We start from the raw sequence: 21,000 nt of genomic DNA on the forward strand, positions 1-21,000 counted from the left end.
GTTTTTTTGTTTTGTTGATGAAGTCAATTTACGGAATATGTCATGACAAAAATCGTCTCTGCCAATTTAAATGGTATTCGCTCTGCAGCCAAAAAGGGCTTTTTTGAATGGATGGGAAAAGAAGATCCCGACTTCGTCTGCGTGCAAGAACTGAAAGCCCAGGCAGAAGACATGACCCCAGATTTTTTGACGCCGCATGGCTACCATGGTCATTTTCATTATGCCGAGAAAAAAGGATATTCCGGTGCAGGCGTCTATAGTAAGCAGCAACCCGATGCTGTTCATATCGGCTTCGGCAATGCCGAATTTGATGCTGAAGGGCGGTACGTTCGCTGTGATTTCGGGAATATGTCAATCATCTCCGTTTACTGCCCCTCGGGCTCTTCGTCTCCCGAACGTCAAGAGGCGAAGTTCCGTTTTATGGATGCCTTTTTCCCCCACCTGGCGACACTAATTGCACAAGGACGTGAAATCGTTATTTGTGGTGACTGGAACATTGCCCACAAAGAAATCGATCTCAAAAATTGGAAGAGCAACCAAAAAAATTCAGGCTTCCTGCCAGAAGAACGCGCCTGGATGACGCGCTTGTTTGACGAGCAAGGCTGGGTTGACGTCTATCGTCGCCTACACCCCGACACCACCGGCGAAGCCTATACCTGGTGGAGTAACCGCGGTCAGGCATGGGCAAACAATGTCGGGTGGCGTATTGACTACCATGTTGCCACTCCAGGTATCAGCGCCACCGCCACATCTGCATCTATCTACAAAGAACAGCGTTTCTCTGACCATTCGCCGTTGATTATCCATTACGGCTAAAAGAAGCCAGCGCAAGAATGCGATTCGCTCATCCGCCTTAAGCTTCTTCGCTGTTTCGATTTTTTTCTTTTCCACAAAAAATCTCCTCATTCCTGCTTGTGTTCAGCAGGAATGACCTCGCGTCTCTTTCAACGTCTTGTCGACCTTGCGCCTTTGTTTTTTTACTCTAAGCAACGAAGTTAATTTGCCACACAAAGCAGAGTAGATGTTTATGCAATAAACGCTGATATGTTAAACTTTTCTCATTGATATTATAAAATATACAATATTGATTTATTGTGTTCATGTGCCGAAAAAGGCATGTCGATCAGGTATCGGACAACGGAAGCGAGTATCACAGACAGAGTAACAAACCAGCTTGATGTCATTCTCGTACCGTAAAACCTTCATCATTGTTAGACGTTAATCGCTTGAACATCTGGAGTCCCGCATGGTTGCAGCTGTAAAGAATAGTTTGTTTTTAAAGGTGTTGTTGGTGTTGGCGGGGCTTCTGATCATTGGCTTGCGCTACTTATCTGAAGCGCAAGCAGCACCTGTTGCTCAGGCCTACCTCGTTCGGCAAGGGGATCAAATTGCAGTGTTAATAGGTGAAACGCACTTTGGTGGAGAATTTGAAAATAGCTCTTTTCTCGAGAAAGTCGTCAAGCCTGTTTTAGCGCAAAAAAATGCGAAGATTTTTGCTGAGGGCGTCTGGACTGAAAAAGTTAATCCTGCCAGCAATGAAAAATGTCTCGACCATTCTACTCAGCGATTGGATCCGATAATTGCTGACTTTCGGAAAGCTGCAAAGGCAGCAAATTTTACTGTTCCTTACGCCATTGAACATTACGATAGCCTACCTGAGATGTTACTTTATCAAAGTGCTCTTTCGACAGAGTATTCCATTGTTTATCCACCGGGAATTTCCACGAAACGCGCAGAGAATAGAAAAAAAAATTTAGCGTCTTTTAACTTTGCCGATTACAACTCTGAACTGGCAAAGACAAATCAACGCTCCAGAATCATTGGTTTAGATAGCCCCAGTCAATTATGGGACAATTTTTGTCTTGAACCGAAAGCGACACGTGAAATCATCGTTGCAGACCGTCTTCAATCCCTCGTCAAGTTACTGCGCCTCGTGGTTGAAGATCCTGACTTAACATCAGGTCTCATCAAGAGAACCACGAGATCGGTATATTACTACACACTAGCGTGCATCGATGCAGCACAACCTTGCACTGTAGAAGAATTGAGTCATCTGATGGAAGAACCATCAGCAGCGAGAACGCCATTGACCATCGGTGCTGAATATCTTAGCGTAGTCTTTCCCTTTTTATGCACGACACGCAATATTACTTGGGCCTCTATTATTAGCAGTAATCTAAAAAAGCATAAAAAAGGGGTGATCACCGTAGGATCAGCGCACCTCGCTGACTATCGTTTGAATGACACACTTTATCCAGGGCTGATTTCGTTATTGAGAAAAGATGGGTACCGTGTAACGCCGATTTATACGGTGAATGACATTCCAGCCGCATTTTTTGAAATGAGTTGGAGTGACAAAATACGAGGATTTTTTTATTAATTGGCGGCTCAACTTATTGTTGATTCAATCTATTGTTTGGACCAACATTAACGATATATCCCGAGTATAGTTTTACTCGTCCAGCGATGAACACATGGAGGAAAAAAACTTGGGAGTAACTGCTAGCACCTGCTAGCAACTACTCCTCAAGCGCGGACCATCAACTCACGGCTGATGCTGAACGCGATTCAAATTCACACCCGCATCAATCTGGGCGATGTGACTCACCAAGTATGCCTCCAGTGCATCGAGATCACGGCCAATTACTTTGCGATCGCGACCTTGTTTGAACACTGTAAAACTATCACCACCATCGGCCAAGAAGTTGTTTGCGACGACGGTATAGTTGCGTGTCATCTCCAGCGGCTGACCATGAATGCGAATATTGGCGATCTCAATTGCCGTACCTGATCCTTTTTTCCACGTGTAGGAAAGTGACTCAGAAACAAACAACTTACGCGGCTCATCGGTGGGTTTTCCGGCCCATTGTTGCTGCAATAGTTGAACAATTTCGGCACCGGTGAGTTGCATGCTCATCAGCATATTGCCAAAGGGTTGCGTGGCGTAGAGATCACCAAAAGTAACCGTCATCGGCGCTGGTCGTTGGCCGGAAGGTAAATCGTTACGGATGCTACCTTCGTTGATAAACGCAACATCTGCATGTCCATGTTGATTAGCATAGCTCAGATGTGCATCCGCAATCACGTTACCAAAGACACTGTCAAAATGCGTACCATCACTGTCACGCATTAAGGGATGATTGAGGGTAACGACAGGACGCAGACGCATCGCCGCTGTTTGTGTCGCCACTTGTGTTACCAATTCTTGTGCATGCGGATCAGCAACAAGGCGCTTCTGATCAATCAAATGATTAACGGCAACCGCTTTGATCACTTGATGGGTTTGCTTATCGATAGTTAATGTGGACTCCGTCAAAAACGCGCCATAACTACGACCTTGCACGACCAGATGTCCACCAATCTTGCACGTGTAGCCCTGATGGGAGTGTGCTGACACAATCAAACTAATACGTCGATCGAGTTTGTTAGCGATGTCGATAATCGGTCCCTGCAAGCCTTCGCAGCGGTAAGTCGGATCGTTTTCGTCACCTTTGTACATCCCACCTTCATGGATCAACACGACAATCGCATCAACACCCTGTTTCTCTACTTCGGGCACATAGCGATTAATCGCCGTTGCCTCATCCTCAAAACGTAACTGACGTACGACATCGCCTGCGACGATATTGGGTACATCCGCAGTTACCGCACCGATAAATCCAATCTTGACATCGCCGACCTGGCGAATCACATAAGGAGGTAACCAAGGTGTCGTCGATCCAAGCTGTGAGACATTGGCGCCGAGATAGGCATAGTTCGCGCCATGAAAGCCAGTAAAAGCGCACCCTGATGCCGGACATGTGCCGCGAAGCTTTCTCATCAGCTCATCTGTACCGCGGTCAAATTCATGGTTACCAATCGCAGTAACGGACAAACCGAGCTGGTTCATTGCTTCTATCACGGGCTCGTCGTTGAGTAGTGCCGATCCCATCGGTGACGCTCCCATGAGGTCACCGGCGCCAACCAAAATACTGGCATGTACAGCGGCACGGCGCTCTTTGAGTTTCGTGGCGAGATAAGCATAACCACCTGCTGGTCTTTTTTCTACTTGGCCTGGGTGCTGTGGGTCGGGGATGTTTGCAAAATAGGGAACGGGTTGTTCCGCTTGTAAATTGCCGTGAAAATCATTGATGCTAAAAATAGTGACGTCTTCGTAACGTGTCGTTTTGGCGTTTTCACCGTTAATCGCGCAAGCGGATAACAGTGAAAGAGCTAGCAACGATGCGGATAGTTTTTGACCAAATGGGTGCTTGAACGCGGGTAATAATGAGGGCATTCCGAGTCTCTTTGAATAAGGGGCTAAATCATATGACGAATAGGTTGCATACCAATTTTCTTCTATTGCGATGCGCGAAAACAATAAGAAAAGGCCAGTAACAATCACGTTGTTACTGGCCTTTTGACTATATCACCGCTGTCTGATTACGACAGCATATCTCGCTTTGTCAGATTAGAAATCTGTCTGCAACGAAACGGATACAAAACGTGGTGCACCGAGGTAGTAGTAGACATTCTTCGCACTTGCGGCACCAACAGCAACCGCATTCAATACGTTAAAGCTGGATGGGCTCAGGTATTGTTTGTTGGTGATGTTGCTGACGTTCAGACGCAGTGTCGTTTTCTTGAACATACCAGCGTTCGGGAATTGATAACCTGCATCAAAGTCGTACGTTGTGTAGCCAGCAACAGACTGGTCATTGGTCATTGTTGCAAATTCTTGACCGGTGTATTTGCCTTTCAGGCGAACATACCAAGAATTAGTTTCGTATTGACCACTGATACCTGCTTTCCATTTTGGTGTATCAGTCATTTGCTTGCCATTCGTTGGCAACGCTACGCCAGACGACATGATGTCGTTTCTGATCTTGGTATTGATATAACCTAGGGATGTGTATGCAGACCAGCCGTGGATCGGTGTATTACCAATTTCAAACTCAGCACCTGTGGAGCGAACTTTACCAGCGTCAACCAATGTGCTGTTGAGTGTGACTGGATCTGTTGTCGAAGCCAAACGATCTTTGAAATCAACAGCAAATACAGTTGCTTGCGCAGTTACTTTGTCTGTTTGCAGACGGTAACCTACGTCCAGGTTGTAAGACGTTTCTTGCTTCACGTCCACTGGCATTGTTGGCTGACCATTCACGACAACAACGTTACCTGTCGTTGCGTAAGCAAAGTTACCAGGTACTTTCATGTTCTTCGCCAAGCTAGCAAACAACTGATTGTCATGATCGATCTGATATTTCACGCCGATTTGTGGCAAGAAATCGTGGTAAGTACGCTCGATAGTGTAACCAGCAGTTGGCTCGCCTTCACTTGCTTTGTCTGTGAATTGACGCTTCATCGTTGGTGCACGCATACCAATGTTCAATGTCAACTTATCGTTCAACAAGTTCATTGTATCTTGTGCAAAGAACTGATAAGCAGTACTAACTGTATGCCAGTCACGGGACTCGTAAGGTGTGCCGTCTGGGCGCAGAATACGGCCATTACGCAACCAGATATCAGCAGCATTACCATTTGCATCAACAGCGACCATCGGACCAAATTGATCCTGAGAAGCGCGTTCGATCCAGAAACCAGCGAGGAGCTGATGATTGTCGATGGTGTGTGTGACAGAACCAGTAATACCTGGACGGTTGGTACGTGTCATGGAGCTTGAAGCAACGATGACTTTGTCTTTTGTATCGCCGTCACCGTTCAGATCAACACCGGCACCCAACTTACCTGTCGTCGTGTTGAGGAAGCCTGTTTCAGACATCAGTTTTTGCTGAACGCCGCCAGTACCCAGACCATACCAGTAGTAAGGGATGATTTTTACATCAGTGTTTTCATTGATGCGGAACTTACCAGTCACAGAAGCAATCATGTTCTGGAATGGGTTTTGTGACAATTGGTAGTAAGAATCACCGCTCGCTTGGCTTGGATCAGAACCCGCTGTGCCTGGTGTTTTTGCTGCGTGACCAATGAATGTTGTTGAGTAATCGTAGTAGTAGCCGTGCTTCGCCAGATCAGACAACGTAATGGAATTGATGTTGTTGTTCATCTCACGGTTCATCAACACGGTACCGCTGATCGAGTTGAAACGATCAAAGTCCGTACGGAAGCCCATGTCTACGTGGTAACGGTCACCACCGCCTGCACCTTTCCACTTGTCCGCGTAAGCGTGGGAAGCAGAAATGAACAAACGTGTTTTTTCATCGGACAACATACCTGTGTCATAGCGCATGTATGTTTTGTACATGTTGAGCGAACCGATCGTCTGCGCTACGCGGAAACGTTGTTCTTTGGATGGATCACATGTCGTGATACCGATAATACCGCCCGATGCGCCGATTTGTGGAGAGTCAACGTCTGTCGAACCCTGTGTAACGAATTCAGTACATGTATTTTCTTGGTCAACGAATTCTTGTGGGTACAAAGAGAAAGAACCGGAGTCATTCACTGGCACGCCATTGATGGTCATACCAATTTGATCGCTGTTGAAGCCGCGCAGTGACAAACCACCACCGAACAGACCTGTCGCGTCATAGTTGAAACTATTCACGGAAGGCATCAATTCCAGAGCTTGGTATGCATTGCCTGTAGGACGCTGTTTCGCCAACTCTTCTGCATTGATGGTACTACGTGCTTTAGGCGCGCTTTCTTGCACCATCAAGCCCATACCGACTTTTTTACCGGTAATAGTAACTTGCTTGGAATCAACTGGATCGTTATTCGTTTCAGGCTGTTCAGCTGCAAACGCAGAAGACATACTCAGGCATGCTAATTGGCATGCAATTGCAACCATCGACAGGCGCGGTAACAACGCTGGCGATTTTGTGGTTTGTTTCATTTACTGCTCCCTAGTCAGATTTCAGATAAATTAAATGTCAAAATAAATATCAATTTCTTGTCAAACGTCATGCGTTTTCTACTTCATATCTGGTCAGATGTTGTCTCCGTCGCCATCCTATACACCAGATTTCATTGGCTTTTTAGTATTCGTTTTATCACCGTTTGCCCTTGCGAACCCGCACCAAAAGCCTTACGCAAACGATTGCTTACTACACCGAAAGAGTTGGCGTAGATTGCGCAAACGATTGCTTGAAGGATGAAAAAAATAGACGCCGCTCATTTACCCGTCTATTTTTGGGGTGTTCGAAGTGCAAACTTCCTATCGATCTTGCAACAACTTCTTACAAAATAAATATATTGATATAGCGAAAAAGTCTATCACAGAAGTTTTTAGAACCGAGCAGAGTGTTACATCCAATTATGAAAGGATGATGACAAATACCCGGAAATGCCCGAAATGTGTCATAAACACACCACAAAAATGCATTTTTATTAATGATTTTAGGCAGTTTTGACGATAGTTAAGTAATAACTACGTGAAAATTTGCGAAGTCTTAAAGATGACTTAAAACTGCAAAATGAGAATTTATGTCATAAAGACAGTAAGGAAATGTTACGCTTTTGGGATTTTTTTGTAACAGTCTATATAGAAAAATGCATATTTTTCTTCTATTGATTTATGGATAGGCAACGGCATCGATGCCTTTAACGTTGGTTTGATAAGGGGCAAGTTTATTGACATTGTATCCGTGTGCTTTGGCATACAGCGGCATCACCTCTGGTAGGTGCTTCTGAATCTCTAGAATGCGGTTAGTACCAGCGGGATGCGTCGATAGCCATTGAGGCGGGGATGATTTATTGACCATCGCCATTTTCTGCCACAAAACGATCCCTGCACGTGGGTCGAAGCCTGCTCGGGCAGCGATGTCCAAACCAACAATGTCTGCCTCGGTTTCATCTTGGCGTGAAAACGCCAACATCCCAACTTTGGCCACACTTCCAGCAAGCGCGCCCGCAAACCGTGGGTCGTAGCCTTTTAATCCAGCGACAATTTCCGTGCCTTGCACCATGAAATTCAGAATATTCGCTTTACCAGCACGCTCGGCACCGTGTTCGCGCAGAGCATGGGCGATCTCGTGTCCCATGACAATCGCAATTTCGTCGTCAGTGAGTTTCAGTGTATCGAGGATACCGGAATAAAATGCAATTTTGCCACCAGGCATGCAATAGGCATTAATTTGTTTCGACGCGAGTAAGTTGATTTCCCACTTCCAATTTTTCGATCGCGCATTCCAGCTCAACGTGTAGGGGATCAGCTTGTTGGCAATGGTTCTCAAGCGAACAACCTGCGGAAAATCATCCGGTCCCAAGGCACGCTTCTGGCGGGCATCCTGAATCACTTGTGCGTATTGGAGTGCCGCTTGTTGTTCTATCCCGCTACCGCCAAATTTTCGGGTCCAAGACATCCCGCCAACATTGACACCATCCTGACGTGGCGGTGCCTCTTGGGCATAAGTAACACCGCCCACAAGCGCACAGCACAACAGAAGGGGGTAAGGAACAATTTTCATGACAGAATCGCGTAGGTTGTTATGCTGCACATGGTGTCACACGCCAACGTTTTAAAGCCCTTGGTATTACGCACGGCGCTTTTGTAAGCGGAACACAGCGAGACTACCGCGCCAGTTCGGTAAAACGTGGACCTGCTTTCCTTCATGCAAGGCCACACATTCCACCACTTCTAATCCCACTTCGTTCGCCAGATCAGAAAAATCATAAATCGTGGCACAACGCACGTTTGGCGTGTCATACCACTGATACGGCAACGACTTTGAGACCGGCATTTTACCCATCAATAGTGCGGTACGATGCGGCCAATATCCAAAGTTAGGAAACGATACGATCGCATCCCTCCCCACCCGCGCAATATCACGCAGTAAGGGCTCAACGTGCTTCATCATTTGCAGCGAGTTGAGACACAACACCGTATCGAATGCGTTGTCGTCGAACATACTGAGGCCGTTTTCCATGTCTTGCTGAATCACGTTGACATGGCGTGTCGCACAGGCCAGCACTTTATCATCGGCGATTTCGATTCCGTAACCGACGCAACGTTTATCCGATTGCAGATAATCAAGCATGACACCATCGCCACAACCCACGTCAAGAACATGTGAATCGGCTTTCACCCAGTCAGCAATGAACGCCAGATCCGGACGCAGGCGGTTTAAGTCTGAGAAATTCATGCTGGTATTCCTTGTAATTCGGTATCGATGCGGTCAAAGTAAGCGGCAATCAAATTGAGGTAGCGCGAATCATCGAGTAAAAACGCGTCGTGCCCGTGTGGCGCATCAATTTCAGCGTAACTGACTGTCCGTTTATTCGTCACCAGAGCACGAACGATTTCACGGCTGCGTTCCGGCGAAAAACGCCAGTCTGTCGTAAACGACGCGACGAGAAAGCGTGCTTTCGTCCGCGCCAGCGCTTGACTCAGATCGCCGTCAGTGTGTCTTGCAGGATCGAAATAATCGAGGGCTTTCGTGATCAACAAATAGGTGTTGGCGTCAAAGTAGTCAGAGAACTTATCACCCTGATAGCGCAAATAGGATTCAATTTCGAAATCGACGCCATAGCCAAACTGGTAATCACCTGACTTTAAATCACGACCAAATTTCTCTGCCATATCGTCATCGGACAAGTATGTGATATGCCCGATCATACGTGCAACGCGTAAGCCATTACGCGGCACGACACCATGCGCATAAAAGTCACCACCATGAAAATCAGGGTCCGTCAAAATGGCTTGTCGCGCCACATCATTAAATGCAATGTTTTGCGCGGAGAGTTTTGGTGTGGAGGCGATGACAACGCAGTGTTTCAGACGATCTGGATACAAAATACTCCACGCCAATGCCTGCATGCCACCCAGCGATCCCCCCATCACGGCGGCAAATTGGGCAATGCCCATTTGATCAGCAACACGTACCTGAGCATTGACCCAGTCTTCGACTGTCACGACCGGAAAATCAGCGCCATAAGGCTTACCCGTCGCAGGATTACTATGCATGGGTCCGGTGGAGCCGAAACATGATCCCAGATTATTGATGCCAATGACAAAAAACCGATTGGTGTCCACAGGCTTGCCTGGGCCAACCATGTTGTCCCACCAGCCTACGTTTTTTGGGTCGTCGGCATAATAACCAGCGACATGGTGCGAGGCGTTGAGCGCATGACAAATCAGAACCGCGTTACTTTTGGTGGCGTTAAGCGTACCGTAGGTTTCGACCATCAAGGTATATTCAGAAATACTCGCGCCACTTTGCAATCGTAAGGGCTGATCGAAATAAAATGCTTGTGGCACCACGGCGCCGACAGATTGAGGTGAGGCTGACATACACACTTCCATCGAGAAATTTCTCGTTCAAAAAAAATTCAAGGAAGGCTAAAAGATGGGCTGAATGAGAGAGAAAGAAAAGCAGCATTCAAGCTCGCTTTAGCCGTATTTATTATCCGGATTCTCCGGATTGCGCCCGCAAGCTGATTTTCAAATCGGCGCATCAATGCTACAAATTAGGGTAGGACCGCTAGGATCAGTCAATACCACTGATCCTTACGTTATCCAACCCGTTAAGGATAACCAAGTCTCGGGCGGACGTCAAACAGTGCAGAGAGCGCCCGTTCCGATAAGAGCACCTCGTAAGACGTCCGCATCGCATGTCACTTAATGAACAGTTTGCCCTACACTCTCCATTGCCGCCAATGTTTCACGAATAACAACAGGATCGTAACTACGCAATATCTTTTTGACGTAAGGTTGTACGTTTTCTAGGTGCGTATTGAGAATCGCCTGTTTAATTTCTGGCAACAATGCGGCTGGCATAGAGAGTTCACGGAACCCCATGCCCGTTAGCAAACGGGTTAAACGCAGGTCACCCGCCATCCCGCCACAAATCGACACAGGAATGTTGGCTTTTTCGGCCGTCGTTACAATCATGTGAAGCAACTCAAGGATCGCTGGATGAAGATCATCATAGAGATGGGCCACTTCGTGATCTGCCCGATCAATGGCCAGGGTGTATTGAATCAGGTCATTGGTTCCAACGGACAAGAAATCCAGTTTTTTGACAAACATGGGCAAAGCCAAGGCAGCGGCAGGGACTTCAATCATCGCACCAACAGGCACGTTGGCATCAAACGCTTTACCCTCCTCGATCAGTTGCTTTTTCGCTTGCTCTAGCATGGCAAGGGTCTGGTCGATTTCAAAACTGTGCGCCATCATCGGAATCAAGATCTTGACGGGACCAAACGCCGAGGCCCGCAAAATAGCACGTAGTTGCGTTAGGAATAATTGTGGCTCACTCAAGCAATAGCGAATAGCACGCAATCCCAGCGCGGGGTTGAGGATATTATGGTCGGAGGCATCCAATGGCTTATCTGCGCCAACATCGAGCGTCCGAATTGTGACAGGACGACCCTTCATCCCTTGTACAGCCGTGCGGTAGGCCTCAAATTGCTCTTCTTCTGTGGGAAGCTTGTGTTCTTGCCCACTACGTTCCATGAACAAAAATTCAGAACGGAACAGACCAACACCGCTGGCACCTGCCTCAAGGGCATGTGCGGTGTCTTCGGGTAATTCGATATTGGCGAGCAAAGTGACTTCGACACCATCCTGCGTAATCGCCGGCGTCTTTTTGAGCTTACTGAGTTTTTTCCGCTGTTTTTGAAGCAGAATCTGGCGCTCGCGATATTGCTCCAATACTTGCGACGTTGGCGCAACGATGACCACACCTGCATCGCTGTCAATGATGAGCCAATCGTCATGTTCGATCAATTGTGACGCATTGCCCATACCTACCACGGCGGGAATACCAAGGCTGCGAGACACAATAGCGGTATGAGAGTTTTGCCCACCTTCGTCCGTGACAAAACCGGCAAAGGCGACATCGCGAAACTGCATCATGTCTGCTGGAGAAATATCCTTCGCAACAACGATCATATTCGCACTGCGTTCATCGATACCTTCGGAACGCGGCACCTCGTTTGCAGACCCAGTAAGTACCTTCAAAATCCGTTCGGCGACTTGCTGAATATCGGCTTTGCGTTCGCGCAGATATTCGTCTTCGATTTCATCAAATTGCGCGGATAGTTCCTCGACCTGCGTCACCAGCGCCCATTCGGCGTTGTAGTGGCGGGAGCGGATGATATCCAACGGTGCTTCAGACACCATGGGATCAGATAAGATGAGAACATGAACGTCAATAAAAGCGCCAAGTTCTGTCGGTGCGTCCTGTGGCAAATCAGCCCAGATGGCTTGCAACTCTTTGTGGACGTGGGCAATCGCAGTTTGCAGGCGAAGCACCTCGGCTTCTACCTGTTCTTGTGCAACCAGATAATGTTCAACATCCAGCGCAGCTGGACGTAAAAGGTGCGCTCTACCAATCGCAATGCCACGGGAAACTGGGATGCCCTGCAATGTAAATGATGCCATGCCTTGTCCCCAATCTTCAATGTATTATATTCATCCCTGCGGTGATGAATCTGATGTTGCTGGCCTGTTTTGTCTGTATTTTGTCTGCATTCCGCCTGTCCGTCACTCTTTCAAGAGGAGTTATTTTGAATTCAGAGGACAGAAAGCAAGGACCAGCAACATGTATTAAGCTGACGTCAGTTTATTCGCCTTCACCAAATTTATCGTTGATTAAGGCCAACATCGCTGTAAAGCAATCCTGCTCATCTTCACCATTGGTCTCTAACAGAATCTTGCTTCCTTTACCGGCCGCCAACATCATGACACCCATGATGGACTTGCCATTGACGCGACGATTATTGCGGCTAACCCATACTTCACTTTTGAATTTACTAGCAAGCTGGGTAAATTTTGCGGAGGCGCGAGCGTGCAATCCCAGTTTGTTGACGATTTCAATTTCTTGTTGAACCATGTTTCACTTTCAAATTAGTTAGGGGAGAGCCGCACTCTATTGTCTATTCGCAAAGCACCATTTTGTCCGCCAGCGAGTGCCATTTCGACGACGACATCGAGCACATCGCTCCGGTAGGTGATCGCACGTAACAACATTGGCAAACTAATCCCGGCAATAATGGCAACTTGATCAGGCTCACCGAGGTGGCGACAGCAATTCGATGGCGTACCGCCCATAATGTCTGTCATCACCAACACACCGGAACCATCATTGAGGCGCTCGACAGCAGCGCGCGCTAGCTGATTGACTTCCTCGGTGTTCTGATCGGCAATCACATCAATCGCTTCGATTCGTTCAGGCTTGCCACGAAAAACATGCGCCGCTGCCTCGATAAATGCAGAACCCAGCGGGGCGTGTGTCATCAAAAGTATACCGACCATCTTTTCTCTATCTCGGGTGTACGCGAATGAATCGCCACATGTTCAATTGGTGCCATCCGACGTTTCACCACCCCGGCGCGAGTATAGTCAACGCACCATCGTAGTGTATGTCAAATGTTATCGTTTTTGTAAGCACTTGTGACGGCAATTTCGAGGGCATCGATAAACATTGCCGCGACATCAAATCCTTTTTGCTGCGTAATTTCTTGGAAGCAAGTCGGGCTAGTGACATTCACTTCTGTCAGACAGGACCCGATCACATCTAATCCTACCAGCAACAAGCCCCTTTGATAAAGCTCTGGAGCCAAAGTCTGTGCAATCTCAAGGTCACGCGCGGACAGTTCTTGCGCAACACCAACACCGCCCGCCGCCAAATTGCCGCGTACTTCGCCATTTTGCGGAATCCGTGCCAAGGCGTAAGGCACCACTTTGCCGCCGATCAACAAAATACGCTTATCGCCGTGCACAATCTCCGGAATATACCGCTGAACCATGATAGTACGTGCACCATTGAGTGTCAGCGTCTCAATCACTGAGCCCAAATTCATCCCATCCTCGCGGATACGGAAAATACCCGTACCACCCATGCCATCGAGTGGCTTGAGAATAATGTCCTGATGGGTACGATGAAAGGCACGGATCCGTTGTTCGTCGCGAGTGACCAAGGTAGGGGTCGTGAACTGACTAAATTGCGCAATACTCAGCTTTTCGTTGTGATTACGAATCGCGGCAGGTTTATTAAAGACTTTGGCGCCCTGACGCTCTGCCATTTCTAGCAAATACGTGGCGTAGATATACTCCATATCGAATGGCGGATCTTTACGCTGCAGTACGGCGTCGAAGCTGCTCAGTGGCAACGCTACAGGTGCATCCGCCCGAAACCAGTCGTGTTCATCGCCGGTGAGGGTAATTTTGCTGATGTTCGCAATCACCTCTCCAGACTCCAGCGCCATATCTTGCGGACCAAATGCATAGATCTGGTAACCACGTCGATGGGCTTCGCGCATCATGGCAAAGGTTGAATCCTTGTAGGTTTTGAACTGCGCTAAAGGATCAGTCAGGAAAGCAATTTTCATAGCAAATTTCCGTAAGCCGGATGAACCAGCAATTTAGTAAATCTCAGGATTAGGGTCCGTTTTTTCCATCTCTAACGAGGCAGCGAGCAAGGCTAGGCGGGCGACGACACCGTACATATAAAAACGATTCGGTGCCGCAGTACCCGGTTTTGCTTTCATATCCGGCACCGCATGTTGTTGCGCAAACGCTAACGGCACAAAATGCATTCCTGGGGCATTGAGGTTTTCATCGACGCCACGTTCTTCATGGAATCGGTAAAAACCACCCACAACGTAACGGTCAATCATGTACACCACAGGTTCGGCAACCGACTCTCTGATCTGTTCAAAGGTGTACACACCCTCTTGAACGATCACGTCGCGCACTTCCATGCCGTCTTTGACGACGGACATCTTGTTGCGCTGCTTACGATTGAGATCACGCACCTCATCAGAGCTATGGATCGTCATAATGCCCATGCCATACGTGCCGGCATCGGCTTTGACGATGACGAATGGCTTTTCTTTGATACCGTATTCTTTGTATTTTTTACGGATCTTGGCGAGGATCGTATCGACTGCCGCCGCTAGGGCGTCCTCACCAGTATGTTCGTTAAAATCGACATCTTTTACCTTGGTAAAGAAGGGATTGAGCATCCACGGATCAATGTCGACCATTTTGGCGAATTTTTTGACGACCTCGTCATACGCTGAAAAATGGTTACTTTTACGACGCAATGCCCAGCCTGCATGCAGCGGTGGTAGCAGTGTTTGTTCATTGATGTCTTCCAAGATGGCTGGAATGCCAGCGGAAAGGTCGTTGTTAAGCAAAATCGTGCAAGGGTCAAAATTTTTCAGACCCAGACGGCGACCATTGGCCGAACGCTCCAGCGGCTCCAGAATCAGCTGCGTACCATCTGGCAGGTCGATGGGCGTTGGCGCTGTGATATCCGGAGAAAGAGAACCGAGGCGGACATTGAGACCTGTCTGACGGAAAATTTGCATCATCCGAGCAATATTCTGCAAATAAAACGTATTGCGGGTATGACTCTCTGGAATCAACAACAGGTTCTTGGCATCAGGACAATATTTTTCAATCGCCGCCATCGCCGCCTGAACAGCCAACGGCAACATTTCATTGGCAAGATTGTTAAATCCACCCGGAAACAGGTTGGTATCGACGGGCGCAAGCTTAAAGCCGGCGTTGCGTAAATCGACCGAACAATAAAATGGCGGCGTATGCTCTTGCCATTCCATACGGAACCAGCGTTCAATCGCGGGGGTCGCTTCAAGGATTTTCTTTTCTAGATCGAGCAGTGGCCCATTCAGAGCCGTGACGAGATGCGGAACCATATTGACCTTTTTGATGAGCTGCCTGAATCACCGGCAGCTGTAACCAAAATACACTGACCAGACCACCGGTGTTTGATGACTTACCTAGCTTGGGGTGAATCCACAGGAATCAAGACGCTCCTGAAGATACCCCTACAAGTATCAGGCCGATTTTGCTAACAGATTAAAATGCTCTACCACGGGGGCTTGAGCAAAAAATGGACCGACAATGGCGCGCCATTGTAAGAATGCAGGCGATTCGCGGAAATCAACGGTGTGATTTTCGAGCGTTTCCCAGTAGATCATCAACACATAACGTTCTGGCGATTCAATGCCATGATTGACTTTGAATCCACTAAAGCCTTTGGCGTGGCGAATCACTTCGTCGATACCGCGTTGTATCGCTGCGTTAAACTCAGTTTGTTGTCCAGGATGAATACGGATGTCAGCAATTTCGAGAATCATTTTAAGCTCTTAGGTCGTCGTGATAGTTGATAATCATGGCAGGCTGACTGTTCATTACGATGATCGATCGAGGTGCCTTACCTTGGTCGGAAAACAGATCAAACCGTTTACAGACCTCCATTATGGCACTAATCAGACCAAACCATTGTCGCTCAACTCCTTTTTGAGCAACGCATAGAAAACCGGTGCAGCAACCAGACCCGGAACACCAAACAAGGTCTCCATCACTAAAATTGCCGTCAGTAATTCCCACGCTTTGGCATTCACCTGTGCTCCGATAATACGGGCATTTAAGAAATATTCCGCCTTGTGTACCACTACCATAAACACCAATGAAGCGATCGCTGTATTGAGAGAATGGGACAGCGCAATGATCACCAAAATTGTATTAGAGATAATATTTCCAGCCACAGGGATTAAACCCGCCACGAAAGTGACGGCAATCATGGTTTTCGTCAACGGTAAATGAACACCGGACAAAGGCAATATCACCAATAAATACAATGCGGCCAAACACGTATTGATGAAAGATATCTTGACTTGGGCAAAGACAATTTTTTCGAAGATCAGCGCCAGATTACCAATACGTTGCTGGAGTGCGGCAGCAAAGGGCTTGTTCTCAACGGTCTCTTGCGTCTCACGTAGCACAACCATGCACCCAATGATCATCCCTAAGATCAAATGAACGATGAGATGTCCTGCCTCTGGCACAAGCAATTTGGCCTCGCCTGCGTGCTCACGTAGCCATTGCGTGATCATTTCCTGCAACGCGCCGACATCTTCTGGAAAGTAGGTACTTACCCATTCAGGAACTTGTCCGCGTGAAGCTTCAATAATGTCCGCCAGTTTTTGCAAGAGCGTATGTAAATTTCCGCCATCAGAGCGCAAAAACACATGGAGCGCCCACGCTGCGATGATGAGCGTACTGATCAACACGGTCCCCAACACGGCTACCGCGACCATTCTAGGGCGACGCTGATGGGCCATCCGAGCGATGATTGGTGCCATGAGGTGAATCAGCGAATACAACAGGAGCCCAGAAAATAAAGCGACTAACAATCCCGCCTTTAAAACGACGAAAAGAGCACCGCCCATGAGGACGTAAGAAGCCACCGTCGAGGCAGACATTTTTGTATTGGTCATTATCTTGATACCCTTAATGAATGAGTCCGGTCAATCCGACAACCGCCCCAAGCAACAAAACGACGCTCGCCAACATCGAAATCACAAATCCTGGCCCCCTTGTTTTCGGATCTTTCAGGTAGCTGATCGCATAGACAATACGTCCCGCAACCCAGATTGCTCCGAAAATGGCAGCGAAATGATCACTCAACCACATCGCACAGAGCCACATCGCTGGACCAAAAAAGACGAGCTGCTCTACGGTATTACTTTGGACTCGCAACGCACATAAAAAGTCGTCAGGTCCATCGACCGATGGTGCTTTGACACCATGCTTCCCGCGGGCTTTTCCAACAACAAAAAACGTCCAGAAATACATCATCAACACGACGACGCTCACCCACGATGTCCATAAAAATGGCATACCGACTCCCTCAAAATTTGAACAAACAGCCCTGACGACAATTGCGCAAGGTCATCTTAAAAAATACTCAAATAAGACTAGCATTTCAGGGTTTAAGCCTAACATAGAGGGTAACGAATACAGCTCCACTTTCTGATATGAAGCTGAATAAAATAATTACAAGAATCTCTGAACTGTTATTTTGGCAATAATCACTTTCGTGATGGTCGATATTTCGCTTGCTTCATCCCGTTACCCACATAAAACTATTTTTTGTTGTTGTCATCTTTTGGGGAACTTTAAGCGTTAAATGCTGACTAATTGATGACAATTGCATCGAGGAATACAAAATGAAAACGACACTAAAAACACTGTCTCTCTCCGCAACCATTCTGGGCGTTGCATTGATGGCGCCGACTGTTCAAGCGGCTGATTTTGAAGAATATGCACGCGTAGTCAACGTCGTGCCCCAAGTTGAGCAGGTCAATATTCCTCGCCAGGAATGTCAAACTGTCTATGAAAACGTGCAACAACCCCAAGAGCGGAGTAATGCAGGCGGCATCATTGGTGGTATCGCAGGTGGTTTGTTAGGTAGCCAAGTCGGCGGCGGCAATGGTCGTATCGCTGCGGCAGCAGCGGGGGCAATCACTGGGGCAATCGTGGGTGATCGCGTTGATAACAACAATAATCAGCCACCAGGCTATACCACACGTCCTGTACGTCAATGCCGTAATGTGGATAACTGGCAAACACGTACCAATGGGTACGCAGTGACGTATGAGTACAACGGTCGTAGCTATACTTCGATGATGCCGTACGATCCAGGTTCTCGTCTTCGTCTGCGTGTTTCAATCACGCCACTGCCTTAAATAAGGCACAAAGAGGACTCAAAAAGGATATTTCCTGAGGAGGAAGTGTTCTGTCAACATTGAGACCCGCTGTTGTAAAAATACGCAAAATGCCGCTCTCTGCGGCATTTTTCACGAATATTGCCTCAAAACAACTTTAATCCGACGTGATATTGAGCGGAAAACGCATGGGTTTATAGTATGATCATACAGCAAAATTATTGCTCACCCTCCGTCTACAGCTCATGAAAAACAAGTTAAAAAAATATGGTCGGCTGATATGGCTATTTCTGATTCTGGTTATTGGATTTACTGGCACACAGGTTGCCAGTTTTTTTATTGGGCAAAATACATTGACCCAGTCCATCACTGAGCAAAGCTTGCCTGCGCTCAGCGACCATCTCACTTCAGAATATCAAAAAACTTTTTTACGTCCATCGGCCGTCGCACAACTCGCCAATAACGTTTTCGCACGAGACTGGTTAATCAATGGCGAGGCGGATACAGAACAACTTACCCAATTTCTGAAAGACATTAAAAATAAACACAATGCTCGCGAAAGCATCCTCGTTTCGGAACAAAGCAGACATCTCTATTCCAGCACGGGCAACATCAAAACATTAAGCATTACAGAGCCACGCGATAATTGGTACTTCCAATTCAGAAATTTAAAAATACCCTCCGAAGTCAACATTGATACCGACCCGCTCAATCACGATGTGATGAGCATGACAATCAATTACAAACTCCTTGATCCGAGTGGAAAATTCATTGGGATCATCGGCCTGCACGGCATCAATATCAATGCAGACTTATTGAAGAATGTCATCGATCGCAACGAGAATTACTTTCATAGTTCAATTTACATCGTCGATAAACACGGTGATGCCGTCCTAACAGGAAACCGTGCTGAGTTTCGTCGCGACAACCTCAACAACACGGATGGCATCAAAACAATCGCTGCAACCATCTTGGGCAATAAAAAGAATATCCCAGTAGCACTTCAATACAGCAGCGAAACCAGTGCTCATTTTGTGAATATCAGAGCACTCCCTGAATTAGGGTGGCAGTTAATTATCGACAAAAATAAGGACGCTGCACTCCAGCCACTATTGAACGTCTTAATATGCAACCTCGCAGCGGGTCTCACATTGACCATCGTGTTGACGCTGATGGCTTTTTTTGTGATCAAAAAATACGAAACAAGACTCGAAAAATCAGCGACGACCGACACACTCACGAATCTCTTAAATCGTCACGCGTTTGATTTCATTTTTCAGCAGGCCCTGCTCGATGCCGAGCGGTCACGACAACCGATGTGCGTCCTCTTGCTCGACATCGATTTTTTCAAAAAAATCAACGACAAACAAGGACGCCAAGTCGGTGATCATGTACTCCGAGAAATCGCCGCGATTTCGAAACGATCCCTGCGCGAAAGCGACGTCATTTGTCGTTGGGGTGGCGAAGAGTTTTTGATCTTACTTAAAAACTGCACCCTAGAAAAAGCAACATCGATTGCTGAAAATTTGCGCAGCACCATCGCGGCCAACGATTTTTCACGCACCACGGATCTGACCAGAACACGGCTCAGTATCACGGTTAGTATGGGCGTGGCTGAATGCCGTGAAAACGAAACGGAAGACAGTGTCTTTGATCGTGCCGATGAAGCATTGGCACAAGCAAAGAAAAATGGCCGTAACAGTGTTTATTTCTCAGAATGATGTTTTAACAGTGCCAGATCCTGCGTTGGCGAAATAAATGCCTCATATACTCGGCCCGCTTTGACATCCCATTGTTGGACCACTTCCTGCTGCTTGACGACCGTGTGCATGTCCCCTCGAGCAATCGGACCAGTCAATGCCTTTGCCGCACCGAGTGCAAAGACGTTTTCCATCGATTGGCGTGCCAATGGTGCCGCCATCGCCAAAGCTAATTCAGCGGGTACACCGGCTGCTTGATAAGCGCGTAATGCTGTATCGAGTAGCGTCACCAGATAGTTACTCGCTAAAACAGAACCAGCGTGGTAGAGCAATTTAGTATCTGCGCTGATCTCAACGACTCGCGCACCAATGGCATTAAGTGCAGGGATCAAGACATCTAACGCCCGTTGTTCTCCCTCAATGCTACAGATGGTCCCTTGAAAATGCTGAGCGACCTGCTCCGGATCTGCAAAACTCGCAACTGGGTGAATACTGGCAACCGCAGAACCGCACGCCAAGGCGGCACTCAGCTCCGTAGATGCTTTCGCGCCGCTGCAATGAAACACAATACTGTCTGCGTTCAATAACTGCTGTTGCTGTAACTTCTCGCACACTGAGGCAATCTGATCGTCACTGACCGCCAACATCCATACGTCAGAAGGTTTGAGGAGCGCCTCATCGGCGCATGCCAATTGCGTGTCAGCACCGATAAATTCACAAGCACGTTGTGCGCTGTCGAGTCGACGATTGAGGACCTGTGTGAGTGTGAATTGGCGTTCTTGCTGCAAGCGTCGGCCAAAGACTTTCCCTACCTTGCCTGCACCAATGATCGATAATGTTTTCATCTTAGTATGCACTCCCCGCCATGTTAAATCTG

The 21,000-nt window shown here is 47.5% G+C and carries 18 protein-coding genes; 4 read left to right on the top strand and 14 right to left on the bottom strand.

Features of this window, described 5'->3' with window-relative positions:
* Window positions 1-42: 42 nt before the first annotated feature.
* Both ACO0K2_RS14630 and ACO0K2_RS14635 read left to right on the top strand, forming a co-directional pair.
* Window positions 43-816 (top strand): exodeoxyribonuclease III, encoded by a 774-nt coding sequence (locus ACO0K2_RS14630; RefSeq protein WP_423020058.1) that lies wholly within the window; start codon window positions 43-45, stop codon window positions 814-816.
* A gap of 577 nt (window positions 817-1,393) precedes the next feature.
* Window positions 1,394-2,380: a hypothetical protein gene (locus ACO0K2_RS14635; RefSeq protein WP_423020060.1), complete on the top strand. Its 987-nt coding sequence runs from the start codon at window positions 1,394-1,396 to the stop codon at window positions 2,378-2,380.
* Window positions 2,381-2,545: 165 nt separating this feature from the next.
* Here the strand turns inward: ACO0K2_RS14635 and ACO0K2_RS14640 are convergent, their stop codons facing one another.
* The 13 genes from ACO0K2_RS14640 to ACO0K2_RS14700 all read right to left on the bottom strand — a co-directional run bounded on the left by ACO0K2_RS14640 (window position 2,546) and on the right by ACO0K2_RS14700 (window position 17,596).
* Window positions 2,546-4,276 carry a bifunctional metallophosphatase/5'-nucleotidase gene (locus tag ACO0K2_RS14640; RefSeq protein WP_423020062.1) on the bottom strand — a complete coding sequence of 577 codons (1,731 nt, stop codon included), beginning with the start codon at window positions 4,274-4,276 and terminating at the stop codon, window positions 2,546-2,548.
* 174 nt (window positions 4,277-4,450) lie between these two features.
* Window positions 4,451-6,835 (bottom strand): TonB-dependent receptor, encoded by a 2,385-nt coding sequence (locus ACO0K2_RS14645; protein WP_423020064.1) that lies wholly within the window; start codon window positions 6,833-6,835, stop codon window positions 4,451-4,453.
* A gap of 679 nt (window positions 6,836-7,514) precedes the next feature.
* The gene (locus ACO0K2_RS14650; RefSeq protein ID WP_423020066.1) at window positions 7,515-8,408 is read right to left on the bottom strand and encodes a M48 family metallopeptidase; all 894 of its coding nucleotides are present in this window, start codon (window positions 8,406-8,408) and stop codon (window positions 7,515-7,517) included.
* A 66-nt stretch (window positions 8,409-8,474) separates the two neighbouring features.
* Window positions 8,475-9,083, bottom strand: a complete 609-nt coding sequence (metW, locus tag ACO0K2_RS14655; protein WP_423020068.1) for a methionine biosynthesis protein MetW — start codon at window positions 9,081-9,083, stop codon at window positions 8,475-8,477.
* Window positions 9,080-10,231: a homoserine O-succinyltransferase MetX gene (metX, locus tag ACO0K2_RS14660; protein WP_423020070.1), complete on the bottom strand. Its 1,152-nt coding sequence runs from the start codon at window positions 10,229-10,231 to the stop codon at window positions 9,080-9,082. Before metX ends, metW begins: the two co-directional genes overlap by 4 nt.
* A gap of 327 nt (window positions 10,232-10,558) precedes the next feature.
* Window positions 10,559-12,325 carry a phosphoenolpyruvate--protein phosphotransferase gene (ptsP, locus tag ACO0K2_RS14665; protein ID WP_423020072.1) on the bottom strand — a complete coding sequence of 589 codons (1,767 nt, stop codon included), beginning with the start codon at window positions 12,323-12,325 and terminating at the stop codon, window positions 10,559-10,561.
* 181 nt (window positions 12,326-12,506) lie between these two features.
* Window positions 12,507-12,776 carry an HPr family phosphocarrier protein gene (locus tag ACO0K2_RS14670; protein ID WP_423020074.1) on the bottom strand — a complete coding sequence of 90 codons (270 nt, stop codon included), beginning with the start codon at window positions 12,774-12,776 and terminating at the stop codon, window positions 12,507-12,509.
* Window positions 12,777-12,790: 14 nt separating this feature from the next.
* Window positions 12,791-13,198: a PTS sugar transporter subunit IIA gene (locus tag ACO0K2_RS14675; protein WP_423020076.1), complete on the bottom strand. Its 408-nt coding sequence runs from the start codon at window positions 13,196-13,198 to the stop codon at window positions 12,791-12,793.
* Between the two features lie 110 nt (window positions 13,199-13,308).
* On the bottom strand, window positions 13,309-14,274 hold the full coding sequence (gene gshB, locus ACO0K2_RS14680) for a glutathione synthase (protein ID WP_423020078.1): 966 nt from the start codon (window positions 14,272-14,274) through the stop codon (window positions 13,309-13,311).
* A 33-nt stretch (window positions 14,275-14,307) separates the two neighbouring features.
* The gene (gene gshA / locus ACO0K2_RS14685) at window positions 14,308-15,606 is read right to left on the bottom strand and encodes a glutamate--cysteine ligase (RefSeq protein ID WP_423020080.1); all 1,299 of its coding nucleotides are present in this window, start codon (window positions 15,604-15,606) and stop codon (window positions 14,308-14,310) included.
* Between the two features lie 141 nt (window positions 15,607-15,747).
* Entirely contained in the window at window positions 15,748-16,050 is a 303-nt protein-coding gene (locus tag ACO0K2_RS14690; RefSeq protein WP_423020082.1) for an antibiotic biosynthesis monooxygenase family protein, read from the bottom strand.
* A gap of 132 nt (window positions 16,051-16,182) precedes the next feature.
* Window positions 16,183-17,193 (bottom strand): AI-2E family transporter, encoded by a 1,011-nt coding sequence (locus ACO0K2_RS14695; protein WP_423020084.1) that lies wholly within the window; start codon window positions 17,191-17,193, stop codon window positions 16,183-16,185.
* A gap of 13 nt (window positions 17,194-17,206) precedes the next feature.
* Window positions 17,207-17,596, bottom strand: a complete 390-nt coding sequence (locus ACO0K2_RS14700; protein ID WP_423020086.1) for an MAPEG family protein — start codon at window positions 17,594-17,596, stop codon at window positions 17,207-17,209.
* A 329-nt stretch (window positions 17,597-17,925) separates the two neighbouring features.
* Between ACO0K2_RS14700 and ACO0K2_RS14705 the strand changes: the two genes are divergently transcribed.
* Window positions 17,926-18,444: a glycine zipper 2TM domain-containing protein gene (locus tag ACO0K2_RS14705; protein WP_423020088.1), complete on the top strand. Its 519-nt coding sequence runs from the start codon at window positions 17,926-17,928 to the stop codon at window positions 18,442-18,444.
* A gap of 224 nt (window positions 18,445-18,668) precedes the next feature.
* Complete coding sequence (locus ACO0K2_RS14710; RefSeq protein ID WP_423020090.1) at window positions 18,669-20,144, top strand: sensor domain-containing diguanylate cyclase; 1,476 nt, start codon at window positions 18,669-18,671, stop codon at window positions 20,142-20,144.
* On the opposite strand, the gene ACO0K2_RS14715 is transcribed toward ACO0K2_RS14710, so the two are convergent.
* Complete coding sequence (locus ACO0K2_RS14715) at window positions 20,129-20,968, bottom strand: Rossmann-like and DUF2520 domain-containing protein (RefSeq protein WP_423020092.1); 840 nt, start codon at window positions 20,966-20,968, stop codon at window positions 20,129-20,131. The genes ACO0K2_RS14710 and ACO0K2_RS14715 overlap by 16 nt on opposite strands.
* Between the last annotated feature and the right edge of the window lie 32 nt (window positions 20,969-21,000).

The organism is Undibacterium sp. MH2W (assembly GCF_049340215.1).
In the GTDB taxonomy this organism is placed as follows: Bacteria; Pseudomonadota; Gammaproteobacteria; order Burkholderiales; family Burkholderiaceae_D; genus Undibacterium.

Coding starts and splice junctions, on each gene's coding strand:
- gshA (WP_423020080.1), bottom strand. CDS start 15,606: ATGGTTCCGCATCTCGTCACGGCTCTGAATGGGCCACTGCTCGATCTA.
- ACO0K2_RS14710 (WP_423020090.1), top strand. CDS start 18,669: ATGAAAAACAAGTTAAAAAAATATGGTCGGCTGATATGGCTATTTCTG.
- ACO0K2_RS14640 (WP_423020062.1), bottom strand. CDS start 4,276: ATGCCCTCATTATTACCCGCGTTCAAGCACCCATTTGGTCAAAAACTA.
- ptsP (WP_423020072.1), bottom strand. CDS start 12,325: ATGGCATCATTTACATTGCAGGGCATCCCAGTTTCCCGTGGCATTGCG.
- ACO0K2_RS14700 (WP_423020086.1), bottom strand. CDS start 17,596: ATGCCATTTTTATGGACATCGTGGGTGAGCGTCGTCGTGTTGATGATG.
- ACO0K2_RS14670 (WP_423020074.1), bottom strand. CDS start 12,776: ATGGTTCAACAAGAAATTGAAATCGTCAACAAACTGGGATTGCACGCT.
- ACO0K2_RS14630 (WP_423020058.1), top strand. CDS start 43: ATGACAAAAATCGTCTCTGCCAATTTAAATGGTATTCGCTCTGCAGCC.
- ACO0K2_RS14715 (WP_423020092.1), bottom strand. CDS start 20,968: ATGAAAACATTATCGATCATTGGTGCAGGCAAGGTAGGGAAAGTCTTT.
- ACO0K2_RS14705 (WP_423020088.1), top strand. CDS start 17,926: ATGAAAACGACACTAAAAACACTGTCTCTCTCCGCAACCATTCTGGGC.
- metX (WP_423020070.1), bottom strand. CDS start 10,231: ATGTCAGCCTCACCTCAATCTGTCGGCGCCGTGGTGCCACAAGCATTT.
- ACO0K2_RS14645 (WP_423020064.1), bottom strand. CDS start 6,835: ATGAAACAAACCACAAAATCGCCAGCGTTGTTACCGCGCCTGTCGATG.
- metW (WP_423020068.1), bottom strand. CDS start 9,083: ATGAATTTCTCAGACTTAAACCGCCTGCGTCCGGATCTGGCGTTCATT.
- ACO0K2_RS14695 (WP_423020084.1), bottom strand. CDS start 17,193: ATGACCAATACAAAAATGTCTGCCTCGACGGTGGCTTCTTACGTCCTC.
- gshB (WP_423020078.1), bottom strand. CDS start 14,274: ATGAAAATTGCTTTCCTGACTGATCCTTTAGCGCAGTTCAAAACCTAC.
- ACO0K2_RS14650 (WP_423020066.1), bottom strand. CDS start 8,408: ATGAAAATTGTTCCTTACCCCCTTCTGTTGTGCTGTGCGCTTGTGGGC.
- ACO0K2_RS14690 (WP_423020082.1), bottom strand. CDS start 16,050: ATGATTCTCGAAATTGCTGACATCCGTATTCATCCTGGACAACAAACT.
- ACO0K2_RS14675 (WP_423020076.1), bottom strand. CDS start 13,198: ATGGTCGGTATACTTTTGATGACACACGCCCCGCTGGGTTCTGCATTT.